Source organism: Streptomyces sp. NPDC059785 (assembly GCF_042732375.1).
In the GTDB taxonomy this organism is placed as follows: domain Bacteria; phylum Actinomycetota; class Actinomycetes; order Streptomycetales; family Streptomycetaceae; genus Streptomyces.
The window spans coordinates 1-21,289 of sequence record NZ_JBHWHV010000029.1 but is presented as its reverse complement, the minus strand read 5'-3'; the positions used below and the strand labels follow the sequence as shown (position 1 = coordinate 21,289).

At 67.9% G+C, this 21,289-nt stretch carries 16 protein-coding genes and 2 pseudogenes; 10 read left to right on the top strand and 8 right to left on the bottom strand.

Going from position 1 to position 21,289, the window contains the following annotated elements; all coding sequences use genetic code 11:
- The first annotated feature begins 14 nt into the window (after positions 1–14).
- Positions 15–1,919, top strand: coding sequence for a caspase family protein (locus ACFV6E_RS22230; RefSeq protein ID WP_385463888.1), 1,905 nt, complete (start codon positions 15–17; stop codon positions 1,917–1,919).
- 652 nt (positions 1,920–2,571) lie between these two features.
- Here the strand turns inward: ACFV6E_RS22230 and ACFV6E_RS22225 are convergent.
- Positions 2,572–3,723, bottom strand: a complete 1,152-nt coding sequence (locus tag ACFV6E_RS22225; RefSeq protein ID WP_385463885.1) for an IS4 family transposase — start codon at positions 3,721–3,723, stop codon at positions 2,572–2,574.
- Positions 3,724–3,831: 108 nt separating this feature from the next.
- Between ACFV6E_RS22225 and ACFV6E_RS22220 the strand changes: the two genes are divergently transcribed.
- The 3 genes from ACFV6E_RS22220 (at position 3,832) to ACFV6E_RS22210 (ending at position 8,270) form a co-directional block, all read left to right on the top strand.
- Positions 3,832–3,990 (top strand): hypothetical protein, encoded by a 159-nt coding sequence (locus ACFV6E_RS22220; protein ID WP_385463882.1) that lies wholly within the window; start codon positions 3,832–3,834, stop codon positions 3,988–3,990.
- A gap of 503 nt (positions 3,991–4,493) precedes the next feature.
- The gene (locus tag ACFV6E_RS22215) at positions 4,494–6,359 is read left to right on the top strand and encodes an ATP-dependent endonuclease (protein WP_385463880.1); all 1,866 of its coding nucleotides are present in this window, start codon (positions 4,494–4,496) and stop codon (positions 6,357–6,359) included.
- Between the two features lie 3 nt (positions 6,360–6,362).
- Positions 6,363–8,270, top strand: a complete 1,908-nt coding sequence (locus ACFV6E_RS22210; RefSeq protein WP_385463877.1) for a UvrD-helicase domain-containing protein — start codon at positions 6,363–6,365, stop codon at positions 8,268–8,270.
- 136 nt (positions 8,271–8,406) lie between these two features.
- Here the strand turns inward: ACFV6E_RS22210 and ACFV6E_RS22205 are convergent, their stop codons facing one another.
- Genes ACFV6E_RS22205 through ACFV6E_RS22180 form a run of 6 tightly spaced genes read right to left on the bottom strand, consistent with a single transcriptional unit; the run spans position 8,407 to position 14,592 of the window.
- On the bottom strand, positions 8,407–9,366 hold the full coding sequence (locus tag ACFV6E_RS22205; RefSeq protein WP_385463875.1) for a hypothetical protein: 960 nt from the start codon (positions 9,364–9,366) through the stop codon (positions 8,407–8,409).
- A gap of 29 nt (positions 9,367–9,395) precedes the next feature.
- Positions 9,396–10,418: a glycosyltransferase gene (locus ACFV6E_RS22200; RefSeq protein ID WP_385463872.1), complete on the bottom strand. Its 1,023-nt coding sequence runs from the start codon at positions 10,416–10,418 to the stop codon at positions 9,396–9,398.
- Positions 10,418–11,710: a serine--tRNA ligase gene (gene serS, locus ACFV6E_RS22195; RefSeq protein WP_385463870.1), complete on the bottom strand. Its 1,293-nt coding sequence runs from the start codon at positions 11,708–11,710 to the stop codon at positions 10,418–10,420. Before serS ends, ACFV6E_RS22200 begins: the two co-directional genes overlap by 1 nt.
- A complete protein-coding gene (locus tag ACFV6E_RS22190; RefSeq protein WP_385463867.1) occupies positions 11,703–12,419 on the bottom strand; it encodes a histidine phosphatase family protein in 717 nt (238 codons plus the stop codon). The genes serS and ACFV6E_RS22190 overlap by 8 nt, the downstream gene beginning before the upstream one ends.
- A complete protein-coding gene (locus tag ACFV6E_RS22185; protein WP_385463864.1) occupies positions 12,416–13,342 on the bottom strand; it encodes an aminoglycoside phosphotransferase family protein in 927 nt (308 codons plus the stop codon). The genes ACFV6E_RS22190 and ACFV6E_RS22185 overlap by 4 nt, the downstream gene beginning before the upstream one ends.
- Positions 13,342–14,592, bottom strand: a complete 1,251-nt coding sequence (locus ACFV6E_RS22180) for a methionine adenosyltransferase (protein WP_385463861.1) — start codon at positions 14,590–14,592, stop codon at positions 13,342–13,344. The genes ACFV6E_RS22185 and ACFV6E_RS22180 overlap by 1 nt, the downstream gene beginning before the upstream one ends.
- A gap of 291 nt (positions 14,593–14,883) precedes the next feature.
- Between ACFV6E_RS22180 and ACFV6E_RS22175 the strand changes: the two genes are divergently transcribed.
- From ACFV6E_RS22175 to ACFV6E_RS22155, 5 genes and pseudogenes are all read left to right on the top strand, one after another.
- Positions 14,884–16,206 carry a transcriptional regulator gene (locus tag ACFV6E_RS22175; protein WP_385464002.1) on the top strand — a complete coding sequence of 441 codons (1,323 nt, stop codon included), beginning with the start codon at positions 14,884–14,886 and terminating at the stop codon, positions 16,204–16,206.
- 76 nt (positions 16,207–16,282) lie between these two features.
- Positions 16,283–17,455: a serine hydrolase domain-containing protein gene (locus tag ACFV6E_RS22170; protein WP_385463859.1), complete on the top strand. Its 1,173-nt coding sequence runs from the start codon at positions 16,283–16,285 to the stop codon at positions 17,453–17,455.
- Between the two features lie 52 nt (positions 17,456–17,507).
- Positions 17,508–17,609 (top strand): annotated as a pseudogene (gene cutA / locus ACFV6E_RS22165) (divalent cation tolerance protein CutA); the annotation flags it as partial.
- A 458-nt stretch (positions 17,610–18,067) separates the two neighbouring features.
- A complete protein-coding gene (locus ACFV6E_RS22160; protein WP_385463856.1) occupies positions 18,068–20,230 on the top strand; it encodes a recombinase family protein in 2,163 nt (720 codons plus the stop codon).
- 53 nt (positions 20,231–20,283) lie between these two features.
- Positions 20,284–20,793, top strand: a complete 510-nt coding sequence (locus tag ACFV6E_RS22155) for a topology modulation protein (protein WP_385463853.1) — start codon at positions 20,284–20,286, stop codon at positions 20,791–20,793.
- A 43-nt stretch (positions 20,794–20,836) separates the two neighbouring features.
- Here the strand turns inward: ACFV6E_RS22155 and ACFV6E_RS22150 are convergent.
- Positions 20,837–21,043 (bottom strand): annotated as a pseudogene (locus ACFV6E_RS22150) (IS110 family transposase); the annotation flags it as partial.
- 72 nt (positions 21,044–21,115) lie between these two features.
- Here ACFV6E_RS22150 and ACFV6E_RS22145 point away from each other — a divergent pair.
- Positions 21,116–21,238: a hypothetical protein gene (locus ACFV6E_RS22145; protein ID WP_385463850.1), complete on the top strand. Its 123-nt coding sequence runs from the start codon at positions 21,116–21,118 to the stop codon at positions 21,236–21,238.
- The last annotated feature ends 51 nt before the right edge of the window (positions 21,239–21,289 follow it).

Sequence of the window (21,289 nt, the reverse complement as noted above, 5' to 3'; positions counted from 1 at the left end):
AGAAGGAGACAGATATGCGCAAAAGGGCGGTGTTGATCGGTTGTCAGACCGGGGGCCTCACGGGCGTGCACGCCGACGTGAAGCTCATGGACGAGGTGCTCGTTCCCTTCGGGTTCGAGACCACGCTGCTCACCGGTGAACGGGCGACGCGCCACGGCATCGAGGACGCGTACCGGAGGCTGATCGCCGACAGTCGACCGGGGGACGCCGCGCTGATCTACTACTCCGGGCACGGCGGGCGCGCCCGCAACCCGGCGCCGACCGACGACCCTTCCGTACCGGCCTGGCTCCCCTACCTGTGCCCCCATGACCTCGGCGGCGCGGGTTTCCATGGCGTGCTCGCCGCCTCGCTGAGCCGGTTCCAGGAGCGGCTGACCCGGCGGACGGCGAACGTCACGACCGTCCTCGACTGCTGCTTCGCGGGGCGCATGGCCCGCGGGCGGTCCCTGCCCAAGGCGCATCCCCGGCCGGGCGAGACGCCCTGGGAACAGGTGCGCGGTGCCTGGGAGGCTGAACGTGCCGTGTCCGGTGGGAACGGCGTCCCCGCCGTGGACGCCAATCCCCTGGCCGTCCGGCTCGTGGCCTGCGCCCCGGATCAGAGCGCGTACGAGACCGACGTGCCCGGCCTCGGACGCCACGGGGTGCTCACGGCCTCGCTGGCCCGGCTGCTCCGTCGCCCCGACAGCTCACGCCTGACCTGGCGTCAGCTGATCGAGCAGCTACGGCCGGCAGTCGCCCACCTGGAACCGTTCCAGCGCCCGGACGTGGAGGGCCCTGCGGACCGCTACCTGTTCGATGTGCGCGAGACGTCGAGCAGCGGCGTCCTGCCCGTACTGGCCACGGCGGGCGGAGTGTTCATCGACGCCGCGGAGCTCTTCACGGTCGAGGAGGGCGATGTCTACACCGTGGTGGGCCCCGCTGGTGAGGTTGGCGCGCCACTCGCGACAGCGGTGGTGGACGATGTCGCCGCCGGCCTGGCCCGGCTGCGGCCGGTGACCGGCACCCCTGCGTTCCCCCCGCTGCCCGACGGGACCGAAGCCCATCCCCTGCGGGTGTCCCTCGGGCGCAGGACGGTCGCCGTCGTACCGGCGGGGCACCCGGACCGCGAACGCACGGCCCGGGTCCTCACCAGTTCGGCGCCCGTACGGGTCGTGGGTGCGCAGGAGCCCGTGATGGCCACCGTGGTCCTCTCCGACGACGGCATCGGACTGCTGGACGAGTTGGGCGAGCCCCTGGTGGACTGTCCCCGGCCCTGTACCGCGGAGGCACTCGAACTGACCGGCGCCGACCTGCGGCGTCTCGCGAGGGCCGCGCAGGTGCGGGAGCTGGCCTCCGGCACGGGGCCGGCCTGCCTCGACGGCGGACTCGACTTCGGCTACACACGGCTCTTCCCCGACAGGTCCGAACGGCCGCTGGAACGCTCCGGCGAGCATCTCTTCTGCGGCGACCAGGTGGTCGTCCGGATGCGTAACCGGGGATCGGCCCGGAGGTTCGTCTCGGTCTTCGACATCGGTCTGCGCGGCACCATCTCGCCGCTGACCACCAGCGAACGGTCCGGCGTCGGCATCGGTCCCGGCGAGTGCTACGAGCTCTACCGGCATCCGCAGACGCACGAACTGGCCGGTGTCACCCTTTTCTGGCCGGACGGTCTCCCCGAAGGGTCTCCACGACCGAACACCTTCCTGGCTGTCGTCACCGACCGTCCCCAGGACCTCTCCCGGCTGGCGCAGGAAGGCGTCAAGCACACGTCCGAGGACCGGCAGTCGTCCCTGCAGCGCCTCGTGGACAACCTGCTGAACGGTGTGCGCGACGGTCACGGTCCCGTGTGGGCCGACGGGCGGGAGCATGTGGTCCGGTACCGAGTGGAGCGGTTCGAGGCGTACCTCCACCCGGAGCAGCGTGCGGATCCCCGTCTGTGACCCCCTGAGGGCAGGTACCCCCACCCGGGACGAAGCGCCGGACGTACGCCGGCCAGGGTGTGTCGACGGACTCGAAGCCGTGGTGTCGGCGCACGTATCGCACCGCTCCGCCAGCCGGGACGTCGCCGTCCTGGCCTGCGACTTCATCGAGATCATCACCCTGACCGGCCAGCGCCAGTACATCCTCGCGGTGGTCGAACACACCACCCGCCGCGTCCGAGTACTCGGCACCACCGCCCACCCCGCCGCGGCCTGGGTCACATCCGGGACCGGGACGCGAAGTACTCCGCCCTCTTCGACCAGATCCCAGGGAGCCGGTGGTGCTGGTATGGGACGGACTGTCGGCCCACTGGAGCCGGGCCATGCGGGCCTGGACGGCCGAGCAGGACTGGCTGACACTGGAGCGGCTGCCGGCCTACGCGCAATGCTGCTGACTTACGTGTCTTGTGGGAGTTTGCGTTTGGCCTTCGAGGTGGTCCGTGAGGCCGGTGTGATGGTGATCGTCTCGGGCATCGGGGACGACCGGTGCTGCCGGTGACGGTGCTCGGGCCGTTTCAGGCGCCAGTGGGACATCTTCCGCTTGACCACGCGGGGACAGGAATGCGGCCGACGCTGCGGCAGGAGCCTGCGGGTGATCTCGGCCAGTGTCCGGTCAAGGGCCCTGGTCAGTCGTCCGGGGGGAAAAGCCCGCCTGAGCGGGGACCTCGCGGCGGGCGGCGTGCAGGGTGCGGGTGAAGGAGATCCGGTCCGGATCGACGTCGCGTGACCGGGCGGCCAGGTGGGCGAGTTGTCGTAGTACGTGGTGTACCAGCAGCATCCCGTGGACCTCCTGGGCGACACCGTCAGGGCTCTTGGAGCGCAGGGCCGAGCTCGCGCCCTGGTGGACCTTCAGCTCGTCCAGCAGCGACTCGATCTCCCACCGCTGGTGGTATAGGACAGCCAGTTCCCGGGCGGGAGCCTGCTCCGGGTCGAGGATGGTGGTGATCAGCCGGTAGACCTCGCTCCCGCCGTCCAGGGTGTACTTGACGACCCGGACGTGTTCGGGATCGGAGCACTGGTAGTAGTCCTTCGCCGCGAAGATCTGCGACAGGTAGGAGCCGTCTTCCAGCTGGCGGCACAACGGCAGAACCGCGTTGCTCTTCACCCGCCACAGCAGATCGGCGCCGCGGGCCTTGGCGGCCCGCCAGCGCGGGAACGCGGGAAAGTTCCGGTCGGCCAGCACCAGCATCCCCGGCTCCAGCCGGCCCCACAGTCGCTCTGCCAGCGCGACCTCACTGACCGTGAAGGGGCCCAGGGCGGCGCCGAAGACGGCATGGGTGCCGCACTCCGCCAGAAGCACCGCCCGCACCTGAGGAAACGCCCCGGCACCACGGTCGGAGCGCGCCCGCCCGAAGTACTCGGCATTCGCCTCAGTGTCCGGCACCTCCAGCGCGGTGCCGTCCAGGGCCACCAGCCGCCACCGCCGGTACCACGCGCCGGCCGTCTCGGCGGTGGCAACCGGGTGGCACATCCGGTCGAACAGCTCGCGCAGCGGCTCCGGTCCCAGCCGCACCCGAGCCCGGCTGATGGCCGCCGTGCACGGCACGTCCCACTCCCCTCGGCGCAGTCCCGCGGAGAGCACCCGCAGCACCTCCTCGTAACCGGCCGACCGGAACAGGCACATGGCCAGCACGAAGTAGACCACCACTCGTGCCGGCAGCCGTCGCCGCCGGACCTCGCGCCGTCCCGTCGCCTCGACCGCCTCGTCGATCAACTCCGGTGGAAACACCTTGGTCAACACGCCCAGCGCGATCTGGTCCACCAACAGCCCACGCGATCCTGACTGCTTCCCGCCCACACCAGTTCAACGAGCCGACCACCGCAAAGTCAGCAGCATTGCGCCTACGCGCCCGACCTCAACCCGGCCGAAGGCATGTGGGCGAACCTGAAGAACTACCTGGGCAACCTCGCCGCCTGCACCGTCGACACCCTTGCCGAACTCACCCGCACCCGGCTGAAGAAGATGCAGTACCGCCCCGACCTCCTTGACGGCTTCATCACCGAGACCGGCCTCACCTGGACACCGCCATGACGTCACCCCGAAACGAAAACCTCAGTTGTGGGCAACAGAGCCCGACGTACAACCCGACTCGTCTGCCGCCGCCTGCGGCTTTGCCTTGGAAAGTGCCTCTCACCTGCGTCGGAGGTCCTTTTCGATCTTTCAGGGACTTGCCGCGTTAGGCGGCGGAAAGCGCCTCGGAAGTCCCTCAGGCAGCGCTGAAAGTTCCTGAGCAGGGGTGAACGCTACGGAGCTGAGAGGCGTGCGACCGTGCGTGCCGTCGGAGTTCGTAGTCCGTGGGCAGCCTGGACTTGCAAGGTCAAGCGGCTTCGGCATCAATGATCGTATCCGTCCGCGTGGTCCACACGGCAGGGCCGCCGCAGCCGCGTGGGCTTTCAGGGGTGCGTGAAGCCAACTACTCGTATGATGTGCCGGAATCGCACACACGGGTGGGGCTGTGGTGGCGGTTGCGAGCGTCTGTGCCAACGGGGGCCAGGCCTTGAACGAACGTGGGGGCGTCGTTGTACCTGGCCTGTTTGTACGCGGAAAACTTCAGGATTTTCGGTGCGGCACCACAGGATGACGGTGACGAGGATGCCAGCCTGAGCCTGGACTTCGGTCCTGCCACGACCGTCCTCGTCGGTGAGAACGACAGCGGCAAGACGGCCATCATTGATGCGATCCGCCTGAGCCTTCTGACGACGGCGACGGACTTCTACCGCATCACGCGCGACGACTTTCATGTCGGTCCAGACGGCCGTGCAGACACTTTCAAGATCACCTGTGGTTTCAAGGACTTGACGACGGAAGAACAAGCGGTCTTCTTGGAACTGCTCACCGCGGACGGCGACGGCAATGTCGCCTTCTACGTCACCGTCAAGGCGGAGTTGATGGATCCGCTGCGTCCCCACCGCGTCGCGGTCACGACACGTACCGGCCGCGACGGGCAGGGTCCGGCCCTGGATGGCGCCGCGCGTGAACTGCTGAAAGCCACCTACCTGCGCCCGTTGCGGGATGCCGAGGCGGAGCTGCGCTCGGGCCGTGGATCACGGCTGTCACAAATTCTCGCGGGTTACCCGGCCATGCGCGCACAAGGTGAGGACGACTTCGACGAGAAGACGGGCAGCGCGAGCACCTTGGTGGGCATCCTGCGCCGTGCGGAACGCCAGATCGGCGACAACGACGCAGTGGCCTCGGCCCGGGACGACATCAACACTGGTTACCTTGAGAAGTTCTCTATCGGCTCCGACGTCCTGCGCGGCGAGATCGGCGTTGCAGGCGACGCCACGCTGGCCCGTGCGCTGGAACGCCTGGAGCTCACCTTGTTCGCGGGCACGGGGGAATGGACAAGGCGCGGTCTGGGCTACAACAACGCCCTGTTCATGGCGGCCGAGCTGCTCCTACTGAACAACAGTGCCTTCGCACCCCTGCTGCTGATCGAGGAACCCGAAGCCCATCTTCACCCGCAGCTTCAGACCCGCATCATGGACCTCCTGCGGGATCGCGCCGACGCCGCCAAGACGGCCGGGACACCACCGGTCCAGGTCATCCTCACCACCCACAGCCCCAACCTCGCATCGGCCATCCCGGTCGAACACCTCACCCTTGTCGCTCGCGGATCCACCTTCCGGCTGGCCCCTGGACTGACCCGCCTCAACGAGGGCGACTACGCCTTCCTCACCCGCTTCCTTGACGTGACCAAGGCCAACCTGTTCTTCGCCCGCGGCGTCGCCATCGTCGAAGGCGACGCCGAAGCCATCGTCCTGCCCGCGCTCGCACAGGCCCTCGGCAAGTCGTTCAACGAATGCGGTGTAAGCGTCGTCGGCGTCGGCGGCGTCGGCCTCTTCCGTTACAGCCGGATCTTCCAGCGCGAAGGAGAACAGATCCCGGTCGCAGTGGCCTGCATCCGAGACCGGGACCTGGTTCCCGCCGGCACCTCCGCCGAGATGCGCAAGAAGCTGAAGTGTTCGGCAGAGATGACCAAGGAAGAGATCGACAAACATGTCGCAGGGCTGAAAGAGAAGGACGACGGACACGTACGCACCTTCGTTTCCGACCACTGGACCTTGGAATACGATCTGGCCGCCGCCTCCTGGACGATGGCGACCCTGATGCATCAGGCCGTCCGCGCCGCCGTCGCTTCAAACACCACCTGGCCCACCGCGGACAAACTCGCTGGCCTCGACCGCTCCGCGCGTGATGAGGTCACCAAGTGGCGTGAGAACAACGTGCCGCTGGAAAAGGCGGCCCTGGACATTTACGAGCCGCTGCGCATGGGCCGGGGCAGGAAGCCGATCGCTGCTCATCACGCGGCCCGGCTTCTGCAGACCACCTCCGTGACCGAGGACGATCTTCCGCCCTACCTCGTGGCCGCTTTCACGTACCTGTGCAGCGAGGTCTGAGCCATGACACCCCTCTATGCCCCCGACGCCTTCCTCAAGGACAAGGTCGAAGCCCTCGCCCAACACCTCGGCCTGGACCTGCCCTACCAGGAACAGTGGGATTTCATCCAGAGCGCGGAATCCCTGGACCTCCAAGCCGCTCCCGGCTCCGGCAAGACCAGCCTGATCGGCCTTAAGCTCGCCCTGCTCGCCCAGGCTTGGACGTCGCCCACGCGCGGCATCTGCGTGCTGTCCCACACCAATACAGCCAAGGACGAGATCACCCACCGCCTCACCACCACACCAGCAGGACGCCGCCTCCTGCAGTACCCGCACTTCATCGGCACGATTCAGGCCTTCACCAACACCTTCCTCGCCCTTCCAGCCCTACGGGCCCGAAGCATCGAAGTGCAGACCGTTGACGACCAGGCCTACGCCGACGAAGCTCTACGCCTTCTCGAACGCCACCCCAAGTTCCGGAAACTGAACAACGCACTCGGATACCGCACGAACGGACCTGCACTTGTCGCCGAGGCTCGCTACGTGTGCGACGCCGGGCAGTTGATCGCGACAGGACCTGATGGCATCCCTCCCTACAAAGCGTCCAGCGACAGTGGTCAACAATTTGCCGCCCTCAAAGAAACGCTCACCGAACGAGGCATCTTCCGCTACCACGACATGTTCGCCATCGCTGAACATCACCTCGCTCGCCACCCCCAACTCGCGATAGCCGCCGCTCACCGTTTCCCCTTCGTCCTCCTGGACGAGATGCAGGACACCAGCCATCTTCAGCAACACCTGCTGGACAAGGTCTTCGGCCCGCCGGGCACGATCGTCCAGCGAGTGGGCGACGTCAACCAGCGCATCTTCGCCGACGCACCGAATACCGCCCAGCCCTCGTCGTTCCCTCTGCCGCACGCCGCCCAACTCCCCGTCAGCCGCAGATTCGGCAGCGCAATCGCAGCACTCGCAAGCGACCTCACAGTTCACCGTCGCCAACAAATCAACGGCGTCGGCCACGACGGGACCGTCGCCCTCCTGCTCTTCGACGACGACACCGTCGCTGAAGTCGTACCCGCCTTCGAACGGATGGCAGCGGCTGCGGTACCACGCCACCTGCTGCTGAGCAATCCGCCGCGGGTGCTGGGCGCCCGCCTCGCACCGAAAGGCACCAAAGCCTTTCCTCAGTCCGTTTCCTGCTACATACCCGGCTTCACTACCGTGCCCGCCGAGGCAACCGGCAGCCTCATCACGGCTACGCGTACCGCTCAGACGCTCCGGCGATCCGGCGACAATCACGCAGCCGTCACACTTTTGTGGAACGCACTCCGTGACGCGGCCCGACTTACCACTTCTGGCGGACTGCCTCCGCTGAGGCGACTGGACCGAGACCCGGCCACCGCCGGAGGCCGGGCGCGCCTGCTCCTGCACGACCTGCTGACGTGCCCACTCGACAGTCCCGCGGAATGGGCTGTCCTCACCGCCAGGCTTCCGCGGCTGCTACAAGACCTGACGCAGAACTCCCTGAAGGGTGTCGCACGCCTCACAGAGCCCCTTGCTCACATCCCGTCTGTAGCCCAGCCAGTCCCCAAGCCCGAGGCGCCGGCAGATGCGGACCACGATGTGGTGCCGTCGGTCGCGGGATCCATCCAGAGCGCCAAGGGCGAAACTCACGCGGCCACCCTCATCCTCGAATGCCTGGAACGCAGCGGCAGGAAGTACGACGTTCATGAGGTCCTCGGACTCCTGAGTGGACAGCGGGACGCCTCCAAGGCTCTGGTCACGATTAAGCGCGCGGCGCAACTCGTCTTCGTCGGCGCCACCCGTCCCACTCACCTGCTCGCCTTCGCCGCGCACCGCACAAGAGCCGCACCTCACATCGAGGCGATGACGGCCCGTGGCTGGTCCATTCACGACGTGCACGCCCTTTGAACGATCGCGCGCCGCACTTGGCTCCCGGCATGCCGTCGCTGGGAAATTTCGAACAGCGGGTAGCCGTCTTGGAGGCGGAGAAGGCGCGCCTACGCTCTTCGCTGTCATCGGGCTGACAGGGCGCTGGAGCCCGGCCCTACAGGTGCAGCTCCTCCTCGATGATGCGCGCGACCTCCGACCACGGTACGCGCAAGTCGCCGACCAGCGACCAGAAGCCGTACATCTCCCGTACCAGGGCCCCGACCCCAAGGCGCGCGGCGTCTCGGTCGATGGAGCCTATGACCCGCCGGGTGATTCCTCCCGCGCCTCGGGCAGCTGGAGTGATCCCATGACCGACCAGGAGGGTTGCCGTGCGGATGGCATCCAGAGTGGCAGGCGGCGCAGACCCGGCGAAGCTCCCGTGGATCAGTTCAGGCCAGTGTTCCTGGGTGCGAGCCCAGGCCAGGCGTTCCAGTCCGCTGCCGAGGTCTACGGCCATACGATCCGGGTGCTCGTTATTCCACAGGAGAATGATGTCACCAAAAGTGTGCTCCAAGTGGCGGAAGTGCAGCGTGATGCCCTCCACCTGCCGCCGGCGCCACGAGCACAGCTCGCCTTCGATGCGCAGGTGCCGTGCGTGAAGGCCGAGTTGGGAAAGCACCGTCAACCAACCGTCGAGGATGGCGCCGTACTCGTCGAGAGTACCTATCCGCTGGACCCGGGAGATGTTGACGAAGGAGGTCAGGAAGCCGTCCTTGAGCTGGCCGGTGGCGTCGCGTTGGCCCGTGAAGCGGACGACCGGCTGGGGAAGGAACCCGCTCCGGTACGTGCGTGGATGGCCGCCCTTGAGGAACGGGTCGAGTGCCTGAACCGCGGAGATGGTCAGTTCGGTCTCCCGGCCCCAACGAAGAGGGAGGCAGGCTGCACGCGGCACTCCGTCCTGCGCGAAGCCTGTCTCCAGAGAGTCGAGCAGCTCCCTCCACGAGGGTGGTCTACGCGGTGGCCTGTAGGGGGTGCCGCGGTCCGGATGACGAACCTTGATGTGATATTCGTCGACCGTGAACTCCCAGTGTGCGCCTAGTGCGGCACGCAGTACGGTGAGTAGCTGCTGGGGCAAGACAGCCCCGACTGTACTGTCTATACGGGTCAGCACGGCCGTGCGGCCATCGTCTGGAAGTGGCGGGCCGGATCGAAACGGTGCAGTCCAATTTCCTGGACCCGGTGGTGGTCGAGGTCCTCTGCCTGCTTGATCGTGTCGGCGAGTCTGCACGCCGCAGTCTCGTCGTCCTCTCGCGGGTCGACGACGGTGACCGCACCGGTCTCGTCGCACAGGGCTGCCTGCGCGCATGTCCCTTCCCGCCAGGTCAGCGCGGCCATGGGGGTGCCGGCGCGAAGGGATTCGCCGAAGACGGCGGCACCGGCCTCCACGTACGTACGGGCGTACGTGTAAACGAAGACGGACGCCTCGGTGATCGCAGCCGTCTTGGCGGTACCGCCGAGCTCTCCCACCCACTCCACGTGGTCGGCGGCGAGGATGCGCTCGTGGCGTCGTACGTACTCCTTGTCGAAGACCGGACCAACAATTCGGATCCGGCGGCCAAGGAGCTGCGCCGCGCGTACCGCGATGTGCGGGGCCTTGTCCTCGTCGATCCGGCCGAGCCAGACGAGGTCGGTGCCGGCTGTGGCCGGAGGCTCCTCCTCACGGAGGCCCAGGTGAACAGCGAGGTCGGGAAGCGGCCGGTGGGCGGCGTAGATCTCCATCATCTCGGGCGAGTAGCAGTAGAGCCGCGACCGTAGGCCGTCGAACGCGCCAGGAGTATGCCGGAAGACTGGCGAGTGCTGGAACGTGGCGACGTCGCAGTCCAGCTCGCTCCACGTGCGGGTCCAGGCCGGAAGCGACGGGTACTCGTGGCCCACGACCAGGAGGTCGTAGCCGCTGTCGCGCAGCTCGCGCACGGCGAGCGCTTCGGGGGCGATGTCCTCTAGGCGGACCGGCTTGCGGACCCAGTCTTCTTCCAGGCTCTTGAGCCAGCCCGGCCCGAGGAGGTGTACGTCGGCGCCTGCGGCTCGGGCGCCTGTGGCGACCGCCCACAGCCATCGTTCGATCCCGCCGTATCCGGCGGGTGGAAAAGCGTAGCTACCGGGAAAGTCGCAGACGCCGACGAGCACTATGCCTCCGTTGTTCCATCCGCCGAGATACGGCGGAAGCCGAGGTACGGGACGAGGGATTCGGGCAGGACGATGGAACCGTCCTGCTGCTGGCACTGCTCGAGGAGAGCGGCCAGGGTGCGGCCGACGGGCAGTCCGGAGCCGTTCAGGGTGGTGACGAGCTTGGGCTTGCCGTCCGCGCCACGGGTCCGGATGTTCGCCCGGCGGGCCTGGAAGGTGCCGAAGTCCGAGACTGAGGAGATCTCGCGGTACGTGCTCTGGCTCGGGATCCAGACCTCGATCTCGTAGGTGAGCTGGGCGGAGAAGCCCGTGTCACCCGCGGCCAGTTTGACGACGCGGTAGGCGAGGCCGAGTTCCTTCAGGCACGCCTCGGCGTGTCCGACCATTTTTTCGAGCTCGGTGTCCGCGTCGGCGGGGTCGACGATGCGAACCATCTCGACCTTGGCGAACTGGTGCTGGCGGATCAGGCCGCGGGTGTCGCGGCCGTACGAGCCGGCCTCGGATCGGAAGCACGGGGTGTGCGCGGTGAGTGCGAGCGGGAGCTCGGCCGGAGAAATGATCTCGTCGGCGTAGAGGTTGGTCAGCGGCACCTCGGCCGTCGGGATGAGGAACAGCTCACGGTCGGCGACGCCGGTCTTGAACAGGTCCTCCTCGAACTTCGGGAGTTGGCCGGTGCCGGTCATGGTCTTGCGGCTGACCAGGTAGGGGACCGAGTGCTCGACGTAACCGTGTCGACGGGTGTGAAGGTCGAGGAAAAGCGTGGCCAGGGCACGCTCCAGGGCGGCGCCGGCACCGCGGGAGACCGCGAAGCGCGGCCCGGACAGCTTCGTCGCCCTGCCGAAGTCGAGGATGCCGGTGGCCTCGCCGAGGTCCACGTGGTCTTTCGGCTCGAACGGGAACGTGGGAGGCGTGCCGACGCGCCGGATCTCCACGGCGAACTCCTCGGAGTCGCCGTCGGGAGCCGAGTCGTCCGGCAGGTTGGGGATGCTGAGGAGCAGATCACGGAGCTGGGCCTCGATCTGCTCCTGGCCGGCCTCGATCCCGCGGATCTGGTCCTTCAGCTCGCGGGCACGCTCCTTGAGCTTGGTGATGTCGCCGCCCTGCCTGGCCGTCTGCTGGACCTCGCTAGCCACTCGCTTGGACTCTGCCCGCAGCTCGTCGGCCGAGCGGATGTTCTGGTTGCGCCGGGACTGGAGGGACTCCAGCTCGGACAGGTCCAGGGTGTAGCCGCGACGAGCGAGCCGACGAACCGCTTCGGTACCCATGTCGATCAGGGCGCGGGCATCATGCATGAGGGAGATCCTTCTGATCCTGCGAGTGGGATGGGGATGCGAGATCGACGGTAGCAACCGCCAAGCCGTCCCCGTTCCGGAATATCCTCCCGTCAGTGGCGTCGGCGGCACGGCGCTCAGCGCCCGCTTTCAGATCGTTCATCAACGTCCTGATACGTTCCGGCAGCTCCTCGTCGGAGATGGCGACTGGCTCGACGTACGGTGCCTCCGGGAAGAACAGGGGCATGGGCTGGTCCGGCGTCCGGGCGCTGTGCCACAGGAGTACGGAGACCAGCAGACCGTGGGTCACGAGGACGCGGGGACCGGGATACTGCAGAGCCGCAAGAATGCCCGTGAGCATTCGGTGAATTCCCTCGGTCTGCGACTCGGCGCTGCCGGGCGGCCGCTCGCCGGCGCCGTGCTCATCGAGCCATGCGGCGTACTCGAGGAACGGGCCTCCTTCGAATGCTCCGTAGTCGAGTTCGTTCAGCCGCGGCTCGGTGATCAACCCCGGTCCGGGGACTCCCATCAGCAGGTTCGCGGTCTGCTGGGCGCGAGGGAACTCGCTGGCCATCCACGTCATGACCTTGTGCAGCGGAACGCTGCTCCACCCTTTGGCGAGAGCCCGTCGACCGTCCTCGTTCAGGTGGACGGACTCGGTCGGATCGCCGTTGACGAGGTAGCGCTGGCTGTAGTCGGTCGGTCCGTGGCGGAGGACGTAAGTCGTCATGGTCGGTTCCCTGAGGTCGGCGCCGACAACCACGCGAGGACGTCGGCCATTCGCGAGGCGCGTGGATCGGCGGTTTCGAGGTAGTAGAGGAGGCCGTCCACCGCAAGCGCCCGGCACCACGGCGCCAGCACGGGGACAGGGATACGGGTGATGCGGGCGGCTGTGACCAGGCGAGCACCAGTGCCGCGACCGAGGTCGTAGTACACGGTCCAGAAGGCCCAGTCGAAGGCGGCGTCTCCGACCATCGGAAGGGGATCGATGAACCGTGGGTGTCCCAGCCGGTCGAAGAGCACGTTCTCGCGGTAGAGGTCCGCGTGCAGGAGAGTCGCGCGGCCGTCGTCCTCCTGCAAGGACACCAGCTCGGGGAGGAGCATGTCGACGAGACCGTGCCACGGCCCGAGGTCGACTGCCCCGAGTCTGCGCGACACCCGCGGGCGTACTTCCTGATTCAGGTACTCGGCCAGAGACGGGAGGTCACGCGGTCGCTCACGGTGACGTCCGAGGACGTGGAGGTTCTGAAGGGCGGCGGCCACCGTCCGCAGCTCTCGTGGCGGCCGCCCGCCGCCGCCCGGTCGGCCGCTGATCATCTCCATGGCCGCCACGGCCAGGTCGTCCGCCACCTCGACGACGCCCGCCGTGGGACCGCCTGCCCATAGGCGCAGGGCGGTCACCTCGTCGTGGAACCGGGCGGGATCGGCCCATGCCTTGAGGAGCAGTGGACGCCCGTCGAAGGAGTTGGCCGTGGCGATCACGGAGGCGTGTCCGGCGTCGTGGTACGTGCCGAGTTCAAGCTTCCAAAGATCCGCCGCCTGATCCATCAGGGCCGGCACGGTGTCGAGCCACCCGGAGACCTGGGGGCCGTAGTGCGTGGTCAGGCGCTCCCGGCACTCCGGGGAGACCTCTCCGAGCGTCCGCTTCGGCATCAGCTCAGCACGATCCCGTCGGAGACCAGCTCGTCGGTGAGGGCGGGGAACTCTCCCAGCGTCTCCTCCACCAGCGCCTGCACCTTGTCCGTCTCGGCGTCCGGGGACGACAGGCGGACGAGCACGCGCCACGGCTGGTCGAGTCGCTGTCCGGTAGCGCTCACGAGGTGGACCTCGGCGTGTTCCCCGGTCGCCTCGTGCAGCCGCTCGGCGAGCCGTCGTGCGGCGATGTTGTAGAGCTTGCCCACGTGGTACACGGGGTTCTTGCCGTTGGCGCCTTCCAGGTTCATCGGCCGCAGCGGCGTGATGAGCCCGTTCACCCGGTTACCGCGGCCGACGACGCCTTCGTCGCCGGACTCGATCGAGCTGCCGGTGTACGTGAGGTAGAGCTCGTCCTTCTCCGGGACGTCGCGCGCGTTGAGCCGGAACCGCGCCTCCGCACCGGGAAGCCGGAGGCCAGCGAGTCTGTGGCACTCGGCGAGCACGCTCTCCGCGTTCCGTACGTACTCGGCCCGGCCGGCGACGAACCGCGACTTCTGCGGGACGCAGAGCACGACGTCGGCCTTCCCCCCGTCCCAGTAGCCCATGAGCTTGACGTCCGACCCGCACCAGGCATGGGTGCGGGTGAACTCGCTGTCCCCGGAGAAGTGGTCCGCCAGCTCGCGGACGAACGACTCGAAGACGTTCTCCGGCGCCCAACCGGTGCCGAGCGAGGTGTCGTTGGAGAGGCGCACCCGACGCTCCCGCAGGTCCTCGACCGACCGGGGGCTGAACCAACGCGTCCGGTCAGGCACCTCACCGTCCGTGAGGACGGCGCCCGGACTCGAGTTGCTGGTGATGTTGAAGACGATGTCGAGATGGTCGGAGACCTCGGGGAGCCGCTCGTCGAAGAACGCCCGCACCTCGGCCTCCACGATCCCCTCGACGGGGATCCGCTCCCCACCGCATGTGGGCGCGGCGCGTCCGTTGACGAGCACTCTGACGGGGGCGGTCATCCGGCCGGCGCCGTACCGGACCTCGCTTGCGCCGCCGAGGAGGGCGAGCTTGTCGAAGTTGTGGTGCAGGACCGCACCGAAGCGCGCGATGGTGTGGCGGCTGTACGCACGGGACAGACGCTCGGCGAGGTGGTCGGCCAGGGTGTCCGGATGGCCCAGCCCCTTCCGCTCGACGATGGTCGTCGAGGCAGGTGCGGCCACGGCGGTGTCGATGACGAGGTGGCTGTTGCCGATGGTCGTGCTGGTACGAGGCATGGCGAACTCCTGTTTGAAGGATGGATCGGTGCAGTCGTCTACGCACTTGGTCGAGCAGTGCGGAACCGAGCTCTCTGGCTGGGCGCCTGCGACTTGCAAAGGTCCTGGTCGTCGAGGTCGCCAGCTGATCGGCTGGTGATGATGAGTGAAGCCGTCCGCAGGCGGCGCGGGAACGTTTCTAGGGGGTTTCTCTCGACGCTGAGGGCCTTCCAGTGCACGTCAGCGCGGGTAATCTCCCAACCGTCGATCAGGGTTGACGGGAGGCACGTCGTGACCGGTGAGTCGTTAGCAATGCACCCGCTGACCTTCGTCCGCCAGTCGAGCGGATGGGGGAAGGCCGAACTCGCTCGGCTCATGCAGGCACGAGGGAAGCAGCTGGGTATCCCCCTGGCGACCAATCGCACAACCGTGTGGAAGTGGGAGCAGGGCCAGGAGCCGGACGCCGACGCTCAGCGCGTACTCGCTGACCTGCTGCGGGTTTCGTACGAACAGGTTCAGGCGGAAGGCTGGCCGCGATGGCTCCCCGTCTGGGAGGTCACGGGGCTCACCGCGCCCTGGACCGAGGACGGTACCGTCGAGGCACTGGCCGATCTGGTGGGGAGTGGCCGCATGGACCGTCGGGGGTTCCTCACCATCACCGGCGTCTCCCTGACGGGGCTTGCGGCGAGCTGGGCCGAGGCGCCCTCCGCCTTCGCTTCGGCGCTCGACGGTGATCGAGTCACGGACACGATGGTCTCGACGATCGAGCAGCGCATCAGCACGCTCCGCACGCTCGACGACCAACTCGGGGGCGCACGGCTCCTGGAGCAGGCACGCGGTGACCTCGGCCTGATCACCGGCCTCCTGAGGGCCGGCCGGTACACGGACAAGGTCCGCGTACGCCTGTACGCACTGGCGGCCCGGGTGTCCCACCTGACCGGCTGGATGGCCTACGACGCGGGGCTGCGGTCCGCAGGACAGCGGTACTACGTCGGGGCCCTGCGCAGCGCCCGTACCGCTGCGGACGACGCCTTCGGTGCCTTCGTCCTGGCGGAGATGGGAGTTCACGTCTCCGAGGCAGGGCGGACCGCAGAACGGGTCGACCTCATCTCGACCGCCATCGACAACGCTCCGCGTCGTCTGTCGCCCTACACACAGTCCTTCCTCTACCTGCACAAGGCCGAAGCTCTGTCTTGCGACGGCGATCATGAAAGGGCCGGTACGGCACTGAACCGCGCTGCCTCCCTCTGGGAGCGCCACACGGTGGAGGATAATCCGGACTGGCTCGACTGGTTCGGTGAGGCGCAACTGAGGTCGACCGAGGGCAAGGTCCTTCTACGCGCGGGTCAGGTGGAGCGCGCGACGAGCTCGCTCGAGACATCCGTCCAGAAGGCAGCCCCACGGGACAAGGCGGTGCGGTCCAGCCGTCTGGCCGAGGCCCGGCTTGCGGGCGCTGACCTGGACGGGGCGCTCGACGCCGCGAACTACGGAGCCGAGCTCCTTGAGGACAAGGTCAGCTCCGTCCGGGCCCTGGACCGTCTGAAGGAGTTTTCGGAGCGGCTTCAACCGCACAAGTCCGTCCCGGCCGTCCGCGAGTTCCGCGAGCGTCTCCAAGCTCTGCCGGTATCAGCGTGATCGGTACCAACTTGAGTAGCAGAGGCGTGACCGGCAGCCTCTGGCAACAGGTGATCAAAGTGCCAGGATGGGCGGCATGACGACGATCAACGGTGAGGTCGCGGCCGGCTTCGAACCGGTACGCGAGGCATTCGCGGCGAACTTCGAACGGCACGGAGACATCGGCGCGGCGGTGTGCGTGTACCAGGACGGTCGACCGGTGGTGGACCTGTGGGGTGGGGTAGCCGATCCTGACACCGGTCGTCCGTGGACGCGGGACACGCTGCAGTTGGTCTACTCGGCGACCAAGGGGGCGACCGCGACGGCGGTGCACCTGCTGGCTCAGCGCGGCGAGCTGGACTTGAACGCGCCGGTGGCCAAGTACTGGCCGGAGTTCGCCACGAACGGGAAAGCGGACATCCCGGTGCGCTGGCTGTTGTCCCATCAGGCTGGGTTGGTCACGCTCGACCAGCCGGTACCGCTGGCCGAGGCGCTGGCCTGGCAGCCGATGGTGGCCGCGCTGGCCGCGCAGTCTCCACAGTGGATCCCAGGCACCGCCCACGGTTATCACGGCCGAACCTGGGGTTGGTTGGTCGGCGAGGTGATCCGTCGGGTTTCCGGGCGTACGCCGGGCCGCTTCTTCGCGGACGAGATCGCCGGTCCGCTGGGGCTGGACTTCTTCATCGGACTGCCAAGGAGGGAACGCGACCGGGTCAGCCGGATGGTGTACCAGCAGCCAGAAGTCGACCTCACCACCGCACCTCCCGAGTCGATCCCCGACGAACTCCGTGAATTGGTCGCCGCTTGGCGTGACCCGAACTCGCTCAGCAACAGGGCGTACTCGGTCACCGACCCGGCCCAGATCGACTTCAATTCCCCCGAGGTGCAGGCCGCGGAGCTCCCGGCCTCCAACGGTGTCGGCACCGCGCGCGGGCTCGCGCGGATGTACGCCTCTCTGATCGGCGAGGTGGACGGCGTACGTCTGCTCACCTCGGAGACCCTCGCGTCGGCGACCGAGGAGCAGGCCAGTGGGCCGGACCAAGTGATAGTGGAGCCGAGCCGGTTCAGCTCCGGATACATGTTGCCCACCGACTCCAACCCCATGACCGGACCAAGCGCCTTCGGCCACACTGGTCGAGGCGGCTCGCTCGGCTTCGCGGACCCTGAGCAGGGCATCGCGTTCGGCTATGTGATGAACCACATCATCGGGGGCCCCAGCGATGTGCGTGCATCGTCGCTGGGTGACGCAGTGCGGAGGTCGGGTGCGTGAGCAGCTACCGCCGCCAGCAGAAGCAGGTCCGCTACATACCTGACACCGGGTTGATCGCCTCCCCGCGCTGGAGGCGTGGCTGCACGAGAGGCACCCGTACGACGTCCCTCAGTGGGTCACACTGCCCGTGACGGGAGGCTCTGAGTGCCCGTGAACAAACTAGTCATTTCCTGTGCTGTTGACGGGTGTGAGGGCGGGAGAGGCGGCGGCTCATGAGCATGATCATCGACCACTTGACCATCGCTTCGTGGTGCTCGGGTAAGCGTTCGTAGTCGCGTACGCAGCGGCGCCGCTAGAAGATCCACGACAGACTTCGCTCTATCGCCCAAGCACACTGCGCCTATGGATGGTCAGAGGAGCGAGCGGGGGCCGATAATCGGCCGTGAGGGGCTGCGGCGGTTGGCCGCGGTGGCCGGGCAGCTTCAGGCCCGTGAGGGGGGCGAGTCCTCATGCGCGAGGGACGTGACGTCGGCCCCAGAGGAGTACGCGGACGACGCTGAGCGCACGGGTGTGGACGCGTCTGCCGGAGGCGAATCGGCGGGCGGTGGTGCGGCAGCTGACGAGGCTGGCCGGCCGAGTGGTGACCGTGGCCGCGGGTGAACGGGTCCGGTCATGACCGCGGTGTTGCCCTGGGAGCGGGCCGACAGCAAGGTGTGCGACCGGCATCTGCAGCGCCTGGCGGCGGTTTACGTCCGCCAGTCCACGCGTCGGCAGCTGCTGAATCACCAGGAGTCGACGCGGCTGCAGTACGCGCTGAAGGACCGGGCCGACGCGCTGGGCTGGGAGGCGGACCGGGTCCTGGTCATCGACGACGACCAGGGGATGTCCGCGACCACCGCGGTGGCCCGCACCGGGTTCCAGCGGCTGGTCACCGAGATCGGCCTGGACCACGTCGGACTCGTGCTGGGCATCGAGATGTCCCGTCTGGCCCGCTCGGGCAAGGACTGGTACCAGCTCATCGAGCTGTGTGCCCTGTCCGGGGCGGTGCTGGCCGATCTCGACGGCGTGTACGACCCGGCAGACTACAACGACCGTCTCGTCCTCGGTCTCAAGGGCACGATCAGCGAGGCCGAGCTGCATCTGATCAAGCAGCGGATGTGGAACGGCAGGATCAACAAGGCCCGCCGCGGTGAACTCGCCTTCCCGTTGCCGTCCGGCTATGTCCGCCGGCTCTCGGGAGAGGTCGTCCTCGATCCGGACGAGCAGGTCCAGACCGTCATCCGTCTGCTCTTCGCGCAGTTCGAGCGGCTCGGGACGCTGCACGGAGTGCTGCGCTACTTCGTCGGCCACGACATCCGGTTGGGCATCCGGCTGCGGGAGGGTCCGGACAAGGGCACGCTGGAGTGGCGGAGGCCGAACCGGATGACGCTGCAGACGCTGCTGCACAATCCCGCCTACGCGGGCATTAACGCCTACGGCCGGCGCCGCGTCGACCCGCGCCGCAAGGACCCCGCCCGGCCGAGCACCGGCCGGGTCGTCCGGGCCCGGGACGAGTGGCTGGTCATGATCCCCGACGTGCTGCCCGCCTACATCTCGGTGGCCCAGTTCGAGGCGAACGAGGCGAAACTGGCCGCCAACCGCGCCCGCGCCGAGACCATGGGCGCCGTGCGAGGCGGACCCGCGCTCGCCGCCGGCCTGGTCTTCTGCGGCCGCTGCCACCGGCGCATGATCGTGCGTTATCACACCCAGCACAGCCGTGCCCTGCCCGAGTACGTGTGCTCCCGCGAGGTCACCAACTACGGAGCCGCGAGGACCTGCCAGCTGATCAACGCCGCCTGTGTGGACGCCTTCGTCGAGCAGCATGTTCTGGCTGCCCTCACGCCCGCCGCGGTCGAGGTCTCCCTCCGGGCGGCCGACCAGGTCCTGGCCGAGCGGGCCGAACTCGAGACGCTGTGGTCGCAGAAGCTGGAGCGGGCCGAGTACGAAGCCGACCGCGCCCGGCGCTGCTACCACCTCGCCGAACTCGAGAACCGCCTGGTCGTGCGCCAGCTGGAGAAGGAATGGGAGACCGCGCTGGCCGCCCAGCAGAAACTCCACGAGGACCACGAACGCTTCACCCGCACCAGCCCGCGCGCTCTCACCCCGGCCGAGCGGCAGACCATCACCGCTCTGGCCGGCGACATCAACGGGCTATGGCAGGCGAGGACGACCACGGTCACGGACCGCAAAGAGATCGTCCGCGCGATCGTCGACAAGGTCGTCGTCACCGTGGCCGGCACGAGCGAACGCGTCCGTGCGACCGTCGTCTGGGCCGGAGGCGCCTGCACCTCCGGCGATCTCGTCCGCCCCGTGCAGCGGCTCGACCAGCTGTCCTACTACCCGCAGCTGACCGCCCGGATCCGGGAGCTGGCCGGCCAGGGCATCGGAGCCAGCGGGATCGCCGACCGCCTCGAGACCGAGGGCTACCGGCCGGCCAAGGGCCGCAAGCGGATCACTGCCCCCACCATCCGCACCCTCATGCACCGTCTCGGCTGCCCAGCAGGCCGCGTCCACCGGCACCGCCCCGCACCCGACGGCGAGGAACCCGGCCCGGACGAATGGTGGCTCAAACACCTGGCCGCCGAACTGGACATGACCACCGCCACCCTCTACGCATGGAACAACCGGGGCTGGATCACCACACGGCGGGAGAGCTGCTGGCCACACCGGCTCATCGCCCACGCTGACCAGCAAGAACTCGCCGAACTACGCAAACGGCGCACTCGTCCGCCCGGCTGGTACAGCCGCCGCCTCTGGCACAAGATCGACGACGCCCCAACCGATCCGACTCCATGAGTGCACTGCGCTTGACACGTCCGGACACCCCAACTTCTCTACGCTGGAGCACCATGAAGAAGGTCGCCATCGTCGGCTGCGGAGGCAGCGGCAAATCTCACGTAGCCCGCGAGCTGGGCAGGATCCTCGACGCACCGGTGACACACCTGGACGCCGCGTTCTACGACGACGAGTGGAACGCGTTGCCCATGGACAAGTTCACCGAAGTGCAGCGCGAGCTGGTCGCGCAGCCGCGGTGGGTGATCGACGGCAACTACAACTCGACGCTGCAGGTACGGCTCGAAGCCTGCGACACGGTGGTCCTGATGGACGTGTCGACCGTGGCGGCGCTGTACGGGATCTTCTCCCGGCAGATCCGGCACGGGGCCGGGCACAAGGGCAACGGGGTGCACAACCGCATCCACTGGGGTGTGATCAAGTACGTCGCCACGTACCGGCGCAAGATGCGGCCCCGCGTGATGGCGAAGATCGAGGAGTTCGGCTCCGGCGCCGATGTGGTGCTGTTGGCCAACCGGCGCCAGACGCGCCGCTGGCTGCGGAAGGTCGCCGCCGAGCAGTCCTGACCGGTCCGCGCCCCCGGTCAGGGGGTGCTGCCTAATGCTGTTGTCAAGCCACGAGGCGAAGGGGCGGCCGGGCCCGGTAGGGCCGGCGGTCGCGCAGGATCGCGTAGAGGACGTTCACCTTGCGTCGGGCGAGGGCGATCAGTGCCTGGTGATGTCGTTTGCCCTCGGCCCGTTTGCGGTCGTAGAAGGTCCGCGAGGCGGGGTCGCGCTGGATCGAGCAGAAGGTGGCTCGGTAGAAGACCCGCTTGAGAACCATCCCCGCCCCACCCGCGCAGTCCCAGCGTCGCGACCTACTGGGACGCACTCAAGAAGGTAGGGCGGCATGAACGAGCCCAACCCGTTCCTGGACCCCGCCCGACAGCCGGAGCTGTACGGACACGCCTCGCGGCTGGCCGGGCGCATGGAGCTTCCCCGTGATCGCGGACACCTGGAGACTGGGATCTGAGTGATCCCAGAGGAAGTAGCACCAGGTGGGAAGTAAGTACACGAAGCGGTA